This is a genomic window from Clostridium oryzae, from assembly GCF_002029235.1.
Taxonomy (GTDB): Bacteria; Bacillota; Clostridia; order Clostridiales; family Clostridiaceae; genus Clostridium_AE; species Clostridium_AE oryzae.
Window position 1 is genome coordinate 69,477 of sequence record NZ_MZGV01000008.1, and the last position, 17,008, is coordinate 86,484.

The following is a 17,008-nucleotide window of genomic DNA, read 5'->3' on the forward strand; positions in this document are numbered from 1 at the left end:
TTAATATGTTTTCTTTTATTAAATTTTATTTTGTAAATAGTGGCTCTGTCTTATATTGCTTACGTTTAGTTACCTATAGTAAGCCAGTATATTTACTTTAAAATTTATATAGGTTATTGGAGGCTTAAAGTATGTCGAGATTCTTAGAGAATTTAAATTATCCTGGATTTTTAACTACATACAATCCATTCTTTCTTAAAAATATGAGTAAGGTAATGGAGAGGACAGTTAAAGCAATAAATGAGAGAGAAAAAGTAGTTATTTATGGTATATGCAGTTCGGATTCAATTTGCGGAGTATCACTATTGCTGCTTCTGTTTAAATATCTTAATGCAGATGTAGAATATTATATACAGGATAGTATCTCAAGGGATATAAGCTCTGATAATATAGAAAATCATATAAAATATCTTGGACCTAAGCTGATGATAACAGTTGGATGCAGGCCGCAATCTCAAAATGAGATAGAGCTATGTAAAAATATAGGCTTAGATTTTATAGTGTTGGACAATGAAAAAGAGAACTATGATAACATTATAGCAATAAATCCCAATCAAAAAGACTGTTTATATAAATTTAAAGGATTATCTTTGAGCGGTATAGCATTTAAGCTTGCACAAGCTCTTTCAATGTATTACGATATGAAGTGTATAGCAAAATATGTTGATTTGGTATTGTTGGGAACGTTAGCATCAGGTATGCCCATCAGAGATGAAAATGAGATTTTTATAGAAAATGGACTAAAGCAGGCTGCAAGATCAAAAAACTATGGAGTTAATGCACTTATACGTGCTAACAATTTAGAAATAATTAATATAGATACTATGACGACATTAGCCGAATGTATAAAACCAACTACCAATGCAGTAGGAAGAATGGATAATGCAAGAATTGCAGTTGAATTATTTACTACTACAGAGGCCTATAGAGCAAAGCAAATAGCGAAGTATTTAATAAATGAAGTAAACAATTATGTGAGTTTATAGAGGAGTAGAAAGTACGAAAATTAATTTTACTACTTTCTGTCACAGATTTTATAACTTCGAAAACAGAGTTTTGGGAAAGTAGTATAGATTAACAGGTTTTTCAGCAGGTAATTATTAATATTTTTTTGTTCATAATTTACTTATAAAAAATATATAAATTAAAATATAAATTTGTTTTGGAGGAATAAAAATGGATTTAAGAAGCAAAATCAGAGTTATTGAAGGATTTCCTAAGGAAGGAATCAGCTTTAAAGATATTACTACACTTATTCAAGATAAGGATGGCTTAAGAGAATCGATTGATCAGATAGCAGCATTACTTAAAGATAAAAATGTGGATTTAGTAGTTGGACCTGAGGCTAGAGGATTTATTTTTGGAGTACCACTTGCTTATGCATTAGGCATTGGATTTGTACCAGTTAGAAAACAGGGTAAACTTCCATTTGAAACAATAAAAGCAGAGTATTCTTTAGAGTATGGTACAGACGTTTTGGAAATACATAAAGATGCTATAAAACCTGGACAAAGAGTTGCTATAGTTGATGACTTACTTGCTACTGGAGGGACAATAGAATCCGTTGCTAGATTAGTCGAGTCAGTAGGCGGGGAAGTTGTTTCATTAAATTTCATAATTGAACTTACTGAACTAAAGGGAAGAGAGAAACTTAGAAAATATGAAGTTAATTCTTTAGTAAAATATGATGTTTAAATTATCTGTGTATGACGAACAGAAGTGAAGAATTATCTGCGGTTCATGTCAAAAATAATTGAAAAAAATTATTAGTTATTATATAATATAGAAAAATCATGGCTGGTTTACATACCAGCCTTTGAATTTACATGAACGTTGTATATTAGAGGAGAGTAACTCATATGCTGCAGGATTTAATGAAAAAGATTGATGAAAATTGCACAAATGTGAATAAAGATTTAATTGAAAAGGCATACAATTTTGAATGTGAAGCCCATAAGATGCAGAAAAGGGACTCTGGAGAACCATATTCTGTACATCCGCTTCAGGTTTCTTGCATTTTAGCAGATATGGGAATGGATACAGCTACTATAGCGGCTGGCCTTTTACATGATGTAATTGAAGATACACCATATGACTACGAGTATATAGAAAATGAATTTAGTGCAGAGATAGCAGATTTGGTAGAAGGAGTTACTAAACTCGGAAAAATTAAATATAAAACCAAGGAAGAGCAACAGGCAGATAATATAAGAAAAATGTTATTAGCCATGACAAAAGATATAAGGGTAATATTAATTAAGCTGGCAGATAGGCTTCATAATATGCGTACGCTTAAATATAAATCTGAAGAAGGCCAAAAGCGAATTGCAAAAGAAACCTTTGATATATACGCTCCGCTGGCACATAGACTAGGAATGTCTAAGATAAAATGGGAGCTTGAAGATTTAGCGTTTAGATATAGTGATCCGGAGCAATATTATGATTTAGTTAAAAAGATTGTAGAAAAAAGAACGGAAAGAGAAGCCTATACTGAAGAAATAATTAATGAGCTGTACACGTCGTTAGAAAAATCTAATATACGATCCGAAATCGAAGGCAGACCGAAGCATTTGTATAGCATTTACAGAAAGATGCATAATAAGAATAAGACTATAGATCAGATATTTGACTTGACTGCAGTTAGGGTATTGGTTGAAACTGTAAAGGATTGTTATGCTGTGTTAGGAATAGTTCATACGATGTACAAACCCATTCCTGGGAGATTTAAAGATTATATCGCTATGCCTAAGCCCAATATGTACCAATCTCTACATACAACAGTGATAAGTGCAAAGGGAAAAACGTTTGAAATACAGATAAGAACCTTTGAAATGCATAAAACCGCTGAATACGGTATAGCAGCTCATTGGAAGTATAAGGAGAATAATAATTCACTTCCGAATACTGATCTAGATAAGAACTTTTCATGGCTTAGTGACATTATTGAATGGCAAAAGGAAGCTTCTGATGCAGAAGAGTTTATGGAAGCTTTTAAGATAGATTTATTTTCAGATGAGGTTTTTGTTTTTACACCTAAAGGTACTGTAATTGATTTGCCTGCAAATGCTACTCCAATTGATTTTGCTTATAGAATACATACTGATGTAGGTAATAGATGTGTTGGAGCAAAAGTAAATGGAAAGATGGTTCCGCTAGATTATCAATTAAAAACAGGCCAAATAGTAGAAGTTTTGACTTCAAATATGGCTAAGGGACCTAATATAGATTGGCTTAACATAGCTCAAAGTAATTTGGCTAAAAGTAAAATAAGAGCTTGGTTTAAAAAAGCTAAAAGAGAAGAAAATATTAATAAAGGTAAAGATTTATTAGAAAAAGAAGCAAAAAGGCAGGAAGCAAATTTCGGCGAATTAGCTAAAAGTGAAGAACTAGAAAAAATACTTAAAAGATATAATATGAACAATATCGATGATTTGTATGCTGCAGTAGGAGTTGGCTCTGCATCTTCTGCATTTATTGTTACTAAACTAAGGGAAGCACTTAAGAGTAACAAACCAACTGAGCTTGATAATGCTGCATTAATTAAAGGTGCCGAAGAACAGATTAATAAAAATACGACACAGCTCATAAATAAAAGCAATAACAGTTACGGAATCGAGGTAAAGGGATTAAGTAATATGCTTGTAAGATTTGCTAAATGCTGTAATCCTGTTCCTGGGGATGAAATAATGGGATATATAACAAAGGGAAGAGGAATCTCAATTCATAGAAAAGATTGCAAAAATGCAGAATTATTAGCTGAGGATGGCGATAACAAGATTGTTGAAGTAGCTTGGACTGGTGTTAAAGCTTCAGGTTATATAACTGAGGTACAGATAACTGGAGAAGATAGGAATGGACTGCTGTCTGATATAATGGTAGTAATTACGGAAAGCAGGATTCACCTTCATGCTGTAAATGCTAAAACATCAAAAGCTGGTTTTGCTACAGTAACTATAAAACTCAAAATTGAGGATGTAGATCAATTAAAAGAATTGATGAAAAAGATAAAGAGACTTCCAGGTGTAATACAAGTATTTAGAACTAAGAATTAGTGGAGGTAATTTATGAGAGCTGTAGTGCAGAGAGTGAAATCAGCGAATGTTACGGTGAATGATGAGGTAATAGGAAAAATAGAGAAAGGTTTTATGGTGCTTCTTGGAATTAGTAAGACTGATACTGAAGAAGACATAAAATATATTAAAGATAAAATAGTTAATCTTAGAGTTTTTGAGGATGACAATGAAAAGATGAATTTGTCATTAAGGGATGTCAATGGAGAACTTCTTATAGTGTCTCAATTTACACTGTATGGAGATTGCAGGAAAGGTAGAAGACCTAATTTTATGGAAGCGTTATCGGGAGATGAAGCTGAAAAATTGTATGATATCTTTGTAGCTCAGTGTAAAGCTGAAGTGCAAATAGTGGCGACAGGAAAGTTTGGTGCAGATATGGATGTATCGCTTATTAATGATGGCCCTGTTACGATTCTTCTCGATAGCAGAAAAGCTTTTTAGTAAGGAGGCTGAGGGATTTATGAAATATAAATCATTGGTTACAAATTATATAGGTGAAAACTGTTACATTATATTTGAAGAGGAAAGTAAAGAAATTGCAGTAATTGACCCTGGCGGAAGCGAGGATACTATATTTAAATTTATTCATGAATTTAAAGGAAAAGTCAAATATATAATACTTACTCACAGTCATTTTGATCATGTGGGTGCGCTATTTGAGGTGTATAGTAGATACAAAGCTTCAGTGTATTTAAATTCAAAAGAGCATCATATGATAATGAAAAGTGGCAGTGAGCTTTTTAATGTGGAAAATAAGCAGGCAATAAAATATGAGTTTATCGATGAAAAAACAGAACTTAGTCTTGGTAATGTAAAAATAAAGTGTATTGATACTCCTGGACATTCACCAGGAGGTATGTGCTTTTATATAGATAATATTCTTGTTACAGGTGACACATTGTTTAGAGCATCAGTAGGAAGAACAGATTTTATTGGCGGAGATACTGAGGCGCTTATTAGAAATATAAAAGAAAAGTTATATATTCTTCCAGAAGAAACGATAGTATTGCCAGGACATGGAGAAACTAGTACAATAGGTTATGAAAAGCAGAATAATCCTTATACATTATAGTGATGGGAACTTGGAGAATAGTATGGATATCAATATAAATTTAAATAATGAAAAATACAGATATGATGTTTATCACATGGTAAATGTATTTTATCCGGATGCAGTAATATCCTTTGTGGAAAAAAATGAAAACATGATGGTATTACTTGAAAATAATAAGATATACATTAAAAAAGCTGAGTTGAAAAAACAATTTCATTTTCAAGATGAGTTAAGTATAAAAGATTTTGTAAAGAAAAGTATGTATTTGTTTTTATCAGAAATCACTGGACTGCAACACCCTTGGGGGATAATGATAGGTATAAGACCTACTAAAATAGCGCAAACGCTTATAGACGAAGGTTATAATGATGAGCAAATCATAAATTACTATGAAAAGTATTATTTGGTTCGTCATGATAAGGCGGAACTTAGTCTGAGTGTAGCGAAGGCTGAAAAGAAATTTATCAATAAGGATACTAAAATTATAAGCATTTATGTAGGTATGCCCTTTTGTCCAACTAGATGTGCCTATTGTTCTTTTGCTTCCAATCCAATAGCTGGAAATGATAAATTAGTTAAACAGTATTTAGAAAAATTAAACTATGAAATAGAACAAATAGCTGAGTATTTAGATGAAAAACGACTTAATGTGGAGTGTGTATATTTTGGAGGCGGCACACCAACTTCAGTTTGTGATGCAGATTTCGAGTATATAATGAAAAGCGTATATAATAAATTGGTAGAAGGCAGAAATGTGAAGGAGTTTACAGTCGAAGCAGGAAGACCAGATAGCATTACTGAAAATAAATTGAAAACAATGAAAAGATATAAGGTCGATAGGATAAGCATAAATCCTCAATCCATGAATGATGATACGCTTAGCAGAATTGGCAGGAAACATTTTACAAAAGATGTTATAGATAAATTCAATTTAGCTAGACGATTAGGTTTTGATAATATAAATATGGATATAATTGTTGGGTTGCCAGGAGAAGGACTTGCAGAGATTAAAAATACCTGTAATGAACTTAAGGTACTTAGTCCAGAAAGTATAACAGTACATGGTATGGCTATAAAAAGAGCTTCCAAGCTTCATGAAATCAACATGAATTCAAACTATTTTTCGAAACTCAATAGTGAAGAATTAAATGCAATGTATGAGGAAACTAAAATTGCTGCAAAGGAGTTGAAGCTGCATCCATACTATATGTATAGACAGAAAAATATGGTAGGCAGCATGGAGAATGTTGGATTCTGTAAACCTGGTTTTGAAGGTATATATAATATAGAAATGATGGAAGAAAGACAGACAGTTATAGCTTTAGGAGCAGGAGCAGTTTCGAAGATATATTTTTCAGAAGAGAACAGACTTGAAAGATATCCTAATTTGAAGGATGTAAGAGAATATGTGAATAGAACAGAAGAGCTAGTACAGGGTAAATTGAAAATATTAAACACCCTTTATGTATAAATACAAATAAGTTTTAGGAGGAAAAATCATGGCAGAGACATTAAATGGACTCAAGAGAACCATTATGTGTGGCGACGTAACAGAAACAAGCATTGATAAGAAGATAACCGTAATGGGATGGGTACAAAGAAAAAGAAATCTTGGAGGACTAATATTTGTAGACCTTAGAGATAAAGAAGGCATTTTGCAGATAGTATTTGGAGAGGAAATTAATAAAGGCGCCTTTGAAAAAGCGGACACATTAAGATCAGAGTATTGTATAGCTGTAACAGGCATGGTAGTAAAAAGGGAGTCTCCAAATGAAACAATGAAAACGGGTATGGTTGAACTCAAAGGAGAAGAATTAAAGATATTATCTGAATCAGAAACTCCTCCTATATACATAAAAGACGATTTAGATGCATCAGAGAACATAAGACTTAAATATAGATATTTGGATTTGAGAAGACTTGATATGCAGAAAATTTTCAAAGTAAGACATAAGACTGCAAAGGCTATAAGAGATTATTTGGATGAAAATTTATTTTTAGAGGTAGAAACTCCAATATTAAATAAGAGTACTCCAGAAGGAGCTAGAGATTATCTCGTTCCAAGCAGAAATTATCCAGGAATGTTTTATGCACTTCCTCAATCTCCGCAGCTATTCAAACAGCTGCTTATGGTATCTGGATTTGATAAGTATTTCCAGATAGCAAAATGTTTTAGAGATGAAGACCTTAGAGCTAACAGGCAGCCAGAGTTTACGCAGGTAGATATGGAAATGTCATTTGTTGAGGAAGATGATGTTATTGCATTAAGCGAAGGACTTATAAAAAAGATATTTAAAGATATACTCGATTATGATGTACAGGTACCAATAAAGAGAATGACCTATAAAGAAGCTATGGAAAAGTATGGCTCAGATAAACCAGATCTTCGTTTTGGTATGGAAATACAGGATATCTCAAATATAGCAGCTAGGACAGAGTTTGGCGTATTCAAGGGTGCTCTTGAAAACGGCGGATCTGTAAGAGCTATAAGAGTTCCAGGAGCAGCTTCTATGGGAAGAAAGGATATAGACAGACTTGGAGAATTTGTAAAAACATATAAGGCTAAAGGTTTAGCATGGATTACAATCAAGGATGAAGGAATTAAATCACCTATAGCTAAGTTTATGTCCGAAGATGTAATGAATGAAATAATTACGAAAATGGAAGCTGAGAAAGGCGATGCTATATTTATAGTAGCAGATAAGAACAAAACAGTGTTTGCCGCTCTTGGTGCGTTGAGACTTGAACTTGCAAGAAAGCTTGAGATTCTTAAGGACAACAAGGAATTTAATTTTGTATGGATAACGGAATTCCCACTTCTGGCCTATGATGAAGAAGAACAGAGATATACAGCAGAGCATCATCCATTTACAATGCCTATGGATGAGGATATACAATACCTTGAGTCAGATCCAGGCAGGGTAAGAGCTAAGGCTTATGATATAGTATTAAACGGAGAAGAGCTTGGTGGAGGAAGTATCAGAATACATGATACGAAACTTCAGGAGAGAATGTTTAAAGTGCTTGGTTTTACTCAAGAGAAAGCATGGGAGAGATTTGGGTTCTTAATGGAAGCCTTTAAATTTGGACCACCACCACACGGTGGTTTAGCATTTGGCTTTGACAGAATGATTATGTTCCTTTGTAATACAGATAATATAAAGGATGTTATAGCATTCCCTAAAAACCAGAATGCATATTGCCCAATGTCAGAGGCACCGAATGTAGTTGATGATAAACAATTAGAGGAACTTAGCATAAAGACAGTTAAGAAGGATAAAGAAAGCAGTGAAGAATAGTTAGATATAAGTTAACGGCGTGTAATCTCAGAAAGTATCAAGCTGACTGAGGTTATGCGCTGTTTTCTATATTGCTGTAGGCTGGCTTATTATAGAGTGAAAGTGTAGAGAGAATTTTTCAGTTACATTAAGCTTTCGTCCTTATATATAAGTTCTAATAAAGTTCTTACATTGTGACTTCTAAAATATCACTGCTAAGTAGGTTCGACCCTAGGATCTTTTAGGAGTCAGAATGTATTAGAACTTTAGAAACTTATATATATTTGAAACTTTTAAGATATTAGTGGATATAATATAATTGAGAATATTCTATGAAAATGCTATAATTAATTTGAAAATATACGGGGTATAGGTATGGTGAACAATTATGGAAGAAGATAAATTGAAGAAAGATATAACGGTAAGACTTAGAAGAATTGATGGACAGGTAAAGGGTATAGAAAAGATGATACAAAGTGATACATGCTGTAAGGAAGTTCTTGTACAAATAGCTGCAGTAAGAGCTGCCATAAATAAAGTTGGAGCTATGCTGATAGAAAGATATGCAACTCACTGTATGATGGGAGCAGAAGGGGAAGATTTAGAGGATGGAATAAAGCAGCTTGTAAATACTATAAATACATTTATGAAATAAATAAAAAATGGGCGTATAATTTCCGTTGGGTTAAGGTTCTAAATGACCTTTAACGGGTTATCTTCAAATGGTAATGAGAGAAAAGGATAACCCTGGACATAAAATGTCTCCTACGATTACACGCCCATTACCCTTTGCTCATATCGGATTTTTGTAATACCAATATTTTAAAGGAAGCATCTTCAATAACGGAGTCAACAATCAAATTGCTATAAGTATCGATAATATTTTCAAGTTTTGAAAGTACCCTTATATCCATTGACCATGTTGCTATTAATAGCAGATAACCGTTCGGTTTTGTAACTCTTATCATTTCATCTAGAGCTGGCTTCAAGACGTTTTGTAAGTGCCCTAATGCGTTATAACAGACAGTCGCATCAAAGGAATTATCCTCTAAAGCTAAATTTGTTACATCCATTTCTTTAAATTCAATATTGCTAGGAAAGGCCTGCAAATTTCTTTTCCTCAGTCTATCAAGCGAAATATCAGTAGCTACAACTTTTTTAGCATATTTACATGCAGCTAAACTAAAATTAGAATCCCCACAGGCTACTTCTAAAACTTTTTTACCATCTAAATATGAAAATAAATTTTTAGTTATTATAGTTTCAGCTATTTTCATTTTAAGTCCATCTCCTTTGAATTGATACAGCAGGCTTTGAACTTTTACATAATCCCTAATTTTATTTTATCATTATGAAATAGTAATGCAACAATTATAGGGTTTCTGTATCGAAACTTAATTTATACATGTACCAAAATCTCGGCTTCTGGAGATTTTGGTACATGTATAAATTAATAGTTGAGTTAGAAACCCTATATAGGGAAACACTGAAAAAATTTAACTTCAGCTTGTTTGAAAACTTCAAATCTCCAATGGTCTTTCAGTGCGTGTAAATTGATAATGTTGGAATAAATGATATGGTATACTTGCATATTTAATGTGTTGATGGGATAATATTACTTACATTGAATAAATAGGAACAATACAATTTGTGTATTTATGAAATTAATTTAGGTATATAGGGGGAAAAAGAATGTTTAAAAAAAAGTTTTTAAGTAAAGTTTTAGTAAGTATAATTGCACTAAGTGCAGCATCTCCAGCTCTAGGCACGTTTGCCTGCACTACAGTTATAGTTGGTAAGGATGCCACGGCAGACGGTTCTACGGTAATAGCGAGAAATGAGGATTCCAATCCTGCATCGGCAAAACATTTTGTTGTAAGAAAAGCTAAGGATAATCCAGCTGGCACTATATATACATCCAAGGGAAATGGGTTTAAGTGCGTGCTGCCGAAGCATCAATATAAATATACAGCGACACCGGAGTGGAGCGATTTTGAAGGACAGTTTGAAGAAGCTGGAATCAATGAAAAGGGAGTAGCTATGAGTGCAACTGAAACTATAGGTTCCAATGCTAAGGTGATGGCTGTAGATCCATTTGTTGAGAATGGAATAGAGGAAGATGCTATGGAGACAGTAGTTCTACCTTACATAAAATCTGCAAGGGAAGGAGTTCAAAGACTAGGCGATATTATAACTAAACAAGGTGCAGGGGAAGCAGATGGAATTATATTTTCAGACAAAAATGAGGTATGGTACATGGAAATAGGTTCGGGACATGAATGGGTAGCGAGAAGGGTCCCGGATAATTCTTATGCTGTAATAGCAAATCAGACTGCAATTGAAGATGTAGATTTTAGTGATAGTAAAGATTATATGTATTCTAGCGATTTAAAGTCATTTGTAGAGAATAATAAATTAAATCCAGATGAAAACGGAAAATTCATATTCAGAGATATTTTTGGCACTAATAATGATGGTGATGCGATAGGAAATATTCCTCGTGTATGGGACGGGCAAAGAATTTTATCTCCTTCACAAACTAAGGATCAAAAAGTAACCGCTAAAGATATTCCGTTGTTTCGTACACCTGATCAAAAGATAACTGTGGAAGATGTAGGCAAGGTACTTAGTTCACATTTTGCAGGAACTGATTATGATGTAACTGAAAAAGATTATAGTAAATATAATTATTGGCCAATAAATAATCCAACAAATCAAGAATCACATATAATTCAACTTAGACCTAATATGCCAGATCAAATTTCTGGGATACAGTGGGTTGCAATGGCATCACCGGAAACATCAGTTTATGTACCGTTTTATGCTGGAATAACAACTACACCTAAGGCTTATCAGATTGGAACGAATACTCCAGATACAAAATCAGCTTTTTGGACATATCGTATGACGCAGGTATTAGCAACACCACATTATAACGATTTTCTTAGTAAGTTTATACAGCCATTTCAAACGACAGTAAATAAACAATTAAATGATAATATAGTTGCATCAGATAAAAAAGCACTAAGCATATATAAATCTAATCCAAGCAAACTGACAAGTTATCTTAACAAAGAAGGTCAAAAAGATGCGGATTATGCTTTAAGAGAATTTAGAAAATTAAATAATACATTAATTAAAGAATCTACAGGATATTTACCTTTATATAATCAGAAGTGTACAAATTAGAAAAGTTGTTGATAGGGTTTCTATACATAAAATTAACTTATACATTCTGAATTATCGAAAGCTTTAACGATGATTCAGCGTGTATAAGTTAATAGTTGAAGTAGAAACTTAATTTTTAGCAGTTCTTTTTACGTTTGAATGTAATATTCTTGAGACAGAAGCAACAAGTAATATGCCAATAGACAATGCCCCTGCACTCATCAGAGTTTGAATTCCGTAATGCAGTGAGGAAGTGACATTTCCTTTTATTAATTCATAGCTTGTATAGTACATACCGCCGCCTGGAACTATCGGGAGTAATGAACATATTATAAAGGTAGTAACAGGGGCTTTATTTATCCTTGCCATTATTTCTGAATATGCTGCAATGAATATGGAGGAAACAAACATAGACATTGTAATAGAAAGAGAGAATGATTGCATAAATAAATAAACAAACCAGCCTATGCCGCCGCCAATGGAAGTGTAGATTAAATTTTTTCCTCTAATATTAAAAAGAACACAGAAGAAAAGCGTAGCCAGCATGGCGTAAATAACTTTTAATATCATATTATTGTACCTCCGAAAATGCTTATCCATATTTTCAATACGATACCGCTGCCTGATGATATCGCAGCAGCTATCAATAAGGCTTCAGCTATTCTAGCTACACCGGATACAAGATCACCGCCGATAACATCTCTTATTGCGTTAGTAATAGCGATACCAGGTACTAAAAGCATTATAGCACCTATTATTACATAATCCATGTTAGAAGATACACCTAAGTTTATGAATACCAACGCCAAAAGTGCGGTTATAGCTCCGCCTAGAGCATTTGTAAAAAAACTATTTATATCAAATTTAGAAAATGCATAAATAAGTAATTGAATAATTGCTCCAATTATACACGCACCGACAAAATCTTTAGGATTTCCACCGAACATAAGGGTGAAAAAACCAGCACTGGCGGCAGCACAAATTACAGTCATATTTTTGCTGTAAGGAGGTTCTTTATCAATAGCTTTAAGTGCTTCAATAAATTCGTCAGCTGTTAATTTGTGATCACATATTTTTCTTGATAAATCATTAACCATAGCAATTTTATGTAAATCTACTGTTCTTTTACGTATTCTTTTTATATTTGATACAGTATGCCCATCTTTATCGATTACTGACATCATTATTCCTGTAGGAGTCACAAAACTATCGGCGTAAGCTACACCGAAGGCATTACATATTCTTATAATGGTGTCCTCAACTCGATAGGTTTCACCACCATTTTCAAGAATGATTTTTCCGGCCTTTACGGCCCAATAAGCTACTTTGTTAACGTCCAAATAAATCACCTGCTTAAGTTTTAGTAGATATCACTCAAGTATTATAGCACAAAAAATAGGCACTTCCCATATGCACTTGGCGTAAAAACAAAATTCATAATTATTCATTATTGTGAGTTGATAAAAGTATATTTGAACATTATAATAAAAATATAGCAAAAGTTAAGGAGTGATACGATGGATTTTTCAAATTTAAGCCATAATGATCAAGAAATATTTAACTTAATAGAAAAAGAAAATGATAGACAGGAGTATAACATTGAACTTATAGCTTCTGAGAATTTCACAAGTCAAGCCGTTATGGAAGCAATGGGATCACAGCTTACGAATAAATATGCAGAAGGATATCCTGGAAAAAGATATTACGGCGGGTGTCATGTAGTAGATGAGGTAGAGGATTTGGCAAGGGATAGAATGAAAGAGCTTTTTGGAGCAGAACATGTGAATGTACAGCCTCATTCAGGATCTCAAGCAAACATGGCAGTATATCTTTCAGTACTCGAAACAGGAGATACTGTACTTGGAATGAATTTAAGCCATGGAGGACATCTTACTCATGGAAGTCCAGTAAACTTTTCTGGAAAGTTATTTAACTTCGTTTCCTACGGTGTAGACGACAAGACTGAAAATATAAATTATGATGAATTAAGGGAGCTAGCACTTAAGCATAAACCTAAAATGATTGTTTCAGGAGCAAGTGCATACCCAAGAGTAATAGATTTTAAGAGGATAAGAGAAATCTGTGATGAAGTTGGTGCATATATGATGGTAGATATAGCTCATATAGCTGGCTTAGTTGCTACTGGACTCCATCCATCACCTGTTCCATACGCTGATTTTGTAACAACTACTACTCATAAAACATTAAGAGGACCAAGAGGCGGAGCTATTATGTGCAAGGAGAAATATGCTAAAGCCTTGGATAAAGCTATATTTCCTGGAATTCAGGGAGGACCGCTTATGCATATTATTGCAGCAAAGGCAGTATGTTTTAAGGAAGCTTTGAGCCCTGAATATAAGGAGTATATGACTCAGGTAGTTAAGAATGCAAAAGTTCTTTCAGAGGAACTTATCAAATATGATTTTAGACTTGTATCTGGCGGAACAGATAACCATTTAATGCTTGTTGACCTTACAAACAAGGGTATAACAGGAAAAGATGCTGAAAAGTTATTAGATTCAATAGGTATTACGGCAAATAAAAATACCATCCCATTTGAAAAGCTTAGTCCATTTATTACAAGTGGTATAAGAATAGGTACTCCAGCAGTGACTACAAGGGGCTTTAAAGAAGAGGAAATGAAGAAGATAGCCTATTATATTAATTATGCAATAGAAAACAGAGATAAGGATTTAACCGCTATAAGAGAAGAAATAAAAGGGCTCTGCAGCAAATTTCCAATATATAAGTAGAGGAGGTCTTTTTATGGCTGCTAAACGTTTGGAATATACTGATACTGCTATAGAAAATCTTAAAAAAGGAGCATTTCTAACAGTTAAAAGCGGAGATAAAATTAATACGATGACCATAGGCTGGGGCTTTATAGGTTTTGCCTGGGGCAAGAACTTATTTGAGATCATGGTGAGAAAATCAAGATATACTCATAAAATTTTAGAAAATGCTGATGAATTTACTGTAAGTATCCCACTAACTAATGAATTCAAAAGTGCTTTAGGATTATGCGGTACAAAATCGGGAAGAGATATAGATAAGGTCCAGGCTGCTAATCTGGAATTGCAGCCTGGAAGGACTGTTAGTACTCCAGTTATTAAAGGGAATATGCTTCAATATGAATGCAAGATTATCTACAGAAACGAAATGAAGGGTGATTTCTCAGACAGCGCAGCTGAAAAAGCATGTTATGAAGAGGGCGATTACCATACATTGTATCATGGAGAAATTGTAGATTTTTATAAGGAAGATCAAAATGTTTGATACTCATATTCATACTGAGTTTTCCACTGATTCGGAAATGAAGATCGAGGAAGCTATAGCGGCTGCAAATGAAGAAGATATTGGTATTACATTAACAGATCATATGGATACAAATCATCCAAAGCCAGGCATGTTTGTATTTGACGTTGATGAGTATTTTGCAAAGTATAACAAATACAGAGATGACAAACTTTTATTGGGCATAGAAATAGGACTTTCACTAGAATTCCTAAAGAAAAATGAAGAAATTGCTAACAATAATTCTTTTGATTATGTAATTGGAGCAATTCATTTTCTAGATGGGTATGATTTATATTTCTCAGAAGCCTATAATGGAAAGACTAGGGAGCAGGCATTTAATAAATATCTTGATTCAATGTATCAAAACGTTAAGAGGGCTGATTTTATTGATACACTTGCACATATAGATTATATATGTAGATATGCGATATATGAAGATAAAGAATTGCACTATGAGGAATATCAAGAAAAGATAGATGCTATTTTAAAGCTTGTTATAGATAAAGGTATAGTTTTAGAACTGAATACCAGAAGGTTGAATGATAGAATGGCTATTGATAATTTATTAAAGATATATAAGGTCTACAGATCTTTTGGCGGAAAGTATGTTACTTTAGCTTCAGATGCACATGTTAAAGAAAATATAGGTGCATATTTTGCTACAGCTCAAGATATGTGTAGGACAATTGGTTTAAATATAGTATATTTTAAAAACAGAAAAATAGAGTTAGCCTAAAAAAGGTTGTGACCGCGGCAGATTAAATGCCTGCGGTCACATTTTTTTTGCAACATATGGTAATATATAATATAATTGGTATGATAGTAATATATTTATTATTATTTTAATGAGAATTATAGAGTTTCAAAAGAAGATACCGATATTTATAGTATATGACTAGATAGAATAAGAAAAATGAACAAATTAGAAAAGAATAGAAGCCTGAACGACAGAAAAAAAGAATATATTCGAAATAAGCGGTGTACCATTAAAAATAGACTACCAGTAACAAATATTACTCTTAATCCGTTGAAAGAACTATAGACATTTGAATAAATGTTTTTTAACAGAGAATATATTTTATAAATAGACGAGGAGTGTTTTACTTGGAAGAAAAAATGATTGCAATGAGAGATGGCAAAAGAATATACACAAGGATTTATAATAATGGTCATAAAAAAACTATTCTATATTTACATGGAGGACCAGGATTAAGTTGTTATACTTTTCAGCATGAAGCAGAATTATTAGCCGAATATATGAATGTTATACTGATTGACCAAAGAGGCGTGTTAAGATCAGAAAAAATCTATAATGAAAATGAATTCAGTGTAGATACCATAATAGAGGATTGTGAGGATTTAAGAAGAAACTTAAAAATTGATAGGTGGTCTGTATTGGGACAATCCTTTGGCGGATATCTTGCACTTATGTATGAGGTAAAATATCCGGAGTATATTGAAAAATTAGTTTTTGAAAATCCAAGTTTCGATCTGTTATATGCAGTTAAATCTTTTTACAGAAAAGCAATTAGAATTCTTAGAAATAGTGGATTTGAACAGAGTGCAAAAGAAATTGAAAATTATGTTTTAAAGAATAATAACTTTAAGGAACTAGTTTTTAATTGGCTTACTATCAGCTATACTATAAGAGAAGAAGTGTTTTACGACAAGCCTTGGAATGAGCTGCCTGAAGAGCATTGGGCAAATAGCTATATGCATTTACAAAAAATAATAACTGATCCTGAAATATACAAGGACAGCTTGCAATTTATAAAACAAATTCAATGCCCATCATTGCTGATAAAAGGAGAACATGATTGTGTTCTAAGCAATGAGTATATGAACTTATATTTAGATAATGTAGATGAAGCTAAGTTGACTGTTGTGAAGGATTGCGGCATTTTTATTCATCTTAATAAACCTGAAAAATATAGAGATATAGTTGTGGATTTTGTGTGTAGAGATTAATGGGCTTAAATCTAATTTTATAGCTGCTCCGAATATAGTTTGTTATAGATAAAAAAAGTTTTTGACGTTATTTAAAGAATATATTTGAATTAATTTACTCTGGAGTAGTTATAAAAATTGCACCAGGGTATTTTTATTTTTCAATTAATTCTATGGATACGGATAAAAAA

16 protein-coding genes are annotated in these 17,008 nt (G+C 32.9%); 13 read left to right on the forward strand and 3 right to left on the reverse strand.

The window, feature by feature from the left end; all coding sequences use genetic code 11:
* Positions 1-131 precede the first annotated feature (131 nt).
* The 8 genes from CLORY_RS05530 to CLORY_RS05565 all read left to right on the forward strand — a co-directional run bounded on the left by CLORY_RS05530 (position 132) and on the right by CLORY_RS05565 (position 9,060).
* Positions 132-986 carry a DHH family phosphoesterase gene (locus tag CLORY_RS05530; protein ID WP_079422515.1) on the forward strand — a complete coding sequence of 285 codons (855 nt, stop codon included), beginning with the start codon at positions 132-134 and terminating at the stop codon, positions 984-986.
* A 190-nt stretch (positions 987-1,176) separates the two neighbouring features.
* Positions 1,177-1,695, forward strand: coding sequence for an adenine phosphoribosyltransferase (locus tag CLORY_RS05535; protein WP_079422516.1), 519 nt, complete (start codon positions 1,177-1,179; stop codon positions 1,693-1,695).
* 164 nt (positions 1,696-1,859) lie between these two features.
* A complete protein-coding gene (locus CLORY_RS05540; protein WP_079422517.1) occupies positions 1,860-4,052 on the forward strand; it encodes a RelA/SpoT family protein in 2,193 nt (730 codons plus the stop codon).
* A gap of 12 nt (positions 4,053-4,064) precedes the next feature.
* Positions 4,065-4,514, forward strand: coding sequence for a D-aminoacyl-tRNA deacylase (dtd, locus tag CLORY_RS05545; RefSeq protein WP_079422518.1), 450 nt, complete (start codon positions 4,065-4,067; stop codon positions 4,512-4,514).
* A 19-nt stretch (positions 4,515-4,533) separates the two neighbouring features.
* On the forward strand, positions 4,534-5,145 hold the full coding sequence (locus tag CLORY_RS05550; protein ID WP_079422519.1) for an MBL fold metallo-hydrolase: 612 nt from the start codon (positions 4,534-4,536) through the stop codon (positions 5,143-5,145).
* A 22-nt stretch (positions 5,146-5,167) separates the two neighbouring features.
* Positions 5,168-6,598: a coproporphyrinogen III oxidase gene (locus CLORY_RS05555; RefSeq protein ID WP_079422565.1), complete on the forward strand. Its 1,431-nt coding sequence runs from the start codon at positions 5,168-5,170 to the stop codon at positions 6,596-6,598.
* 28 nt (positions 6,599-6,626) lie between these two features.
* On the forward strand, positions 6,627-8,426 hold the full coding sequence (gene aspS, locus CLORY_RS05560) for an aspartate--tRNA ligase (protein WP_079422520.1): 1,800 nt from the start codon (positions 6,627-6,629) through the stop codon (positions 8,424-8,426).
* Positions 8,427-8,793: 367 nt separating this feature from the next.
* Positions 8,794-9,060: a metal-sensitive transcriptional regulator gene (locus tag CLORY_RS05565; RefSeq protein ID WP_079422521.1), complete on the forward strand. Its 267-nt coding sequence runs from the start codon at positions 8,794-8,796 to the stop codon at positions 9,058-9,060.
* A gap of 127 nt (positions 9,061-9,187) precedes the next feature.
* Here the strand turns inward: CLORY_RS05565 and CLORY_RS05570 are convergent, their stop codons facing one another.
* The gene (locus CLORY_RS05570) at positions 9,188-9,682 is read right to left on the reverse strand and encodes a class I SAM-dependent methyltransferase (protein WP_079422522.1); all 495 of its coding nucleotides are present in this window, start codon (positions 9,680-9,682) and stop codon (positions 9,188-9,190) included.
* A gap of 415 nt (positions 9,683-10,097) precedes the next feature.
* On the opposite strand from CLORY_RS05570, the gene CLORY_RS05575 reads away from it, so the two are divergent.
* The gene (locus tag CLORY_RS05575) at positions 10,098-11,594 is read left to right on the forward strand and encodes a C69 family dipeptidase (RefSeq protein ID WP_079422523.1); all 1,497 of its coding nucleotides are present in this window, start codon (positions 10,098-10,100) and stop codon (positions 11,592-11,594) included.
* Between the two features lie 108 nt (positions 11,595-11,702).
* Here CLORY_RS05575 and CLORY_RS05580 read toward each other — a convergent pair whose 3' ends face one another.
* On the reverse strand, positions 11,703-12,143 hold the full coding sequence (locus tag CLORY_RS05580) for a threonine/serine exporter family protein (protein WP_242954350.1): 441 nt from the start codon (positions 12,141-12,143) through the stop codon (positions 11,703-11,705).
* Complete coding sequence (locus tag CLORY_RS05585) at positions 12,140-12,913, reverse strand: threonine/serine exporter family protein (RefSeq protein WP_079422525.1); 774 nt, start codon at positions 12,911-12,913, stop codon at positions 12,140-12,142. Before CLORY_RS05585 ends, CLORY_RS05580 begins: the two co-directional genes overlap by 4 nt.
* A gap of 177 nt (positions 12,914-13,090) precedes the next feature.
* Between CLORY_RS05585 and glyA the strand changes: the two genes are divergently transcribed.
* From glyA to CLORY_RS05605, 4 genes are all read left to right on the forward strand, one after another.
* Positions 13,091-14,326 carry a serine hydroxymethyltransferase gene (gene glyA, locus CLORY_RS05590; RefSeq protein WP_079422526.1) on the forward strand — a complete coding sequence of 412 codons (1,236 nt, stop codon included), beginning with the start codon at positions 13,091-13,093 and terminating at the stop codon, positions 14,324-14,326.
* Positions 14,327-14,339: 13 nt separating this feature from the next.
* Positions 14,340-14,849, forward strand: coding sequence for a flavin reductase family protein (locus tag CLORY_RS05595; RefSeq protein ID WP_079422527.1), 510 nt, complete (start codon positions 14,340-14,342; stop codon positions 14,847-14,849).
* The gene (locus CLORY_RS05600) at positions 14,842-15,606 is read left to right on the forward strand and encodes a histidinol phosphate phosphatase (RefSeq protein ID WP_079422528.1); all 765 of its coding nucleotides are present in this window, start codon (positions 14,842-14,844) and stop codon (positions 15,604-15,606) included. Before CLORY_RS05595 ends, CLORY_RS05600 begins: the two co-directional genes overlap by 8 nt.
* A 368-nt stretch (positions 15,607-15,974) precedes the next feature.
* Positions 15,975-16,838, forward strand: a complete 864-nt coding sequence (locus CLORY_RS05605) for an alpha/beta fold hydrolase (RefSeq protein WP_079422529.1) — start codon at positions 15,975-15,977, stop codon at positions 16,836-16,838.
* Positions 16,839-17,008 lie beyond the last annotated feature (170 nt).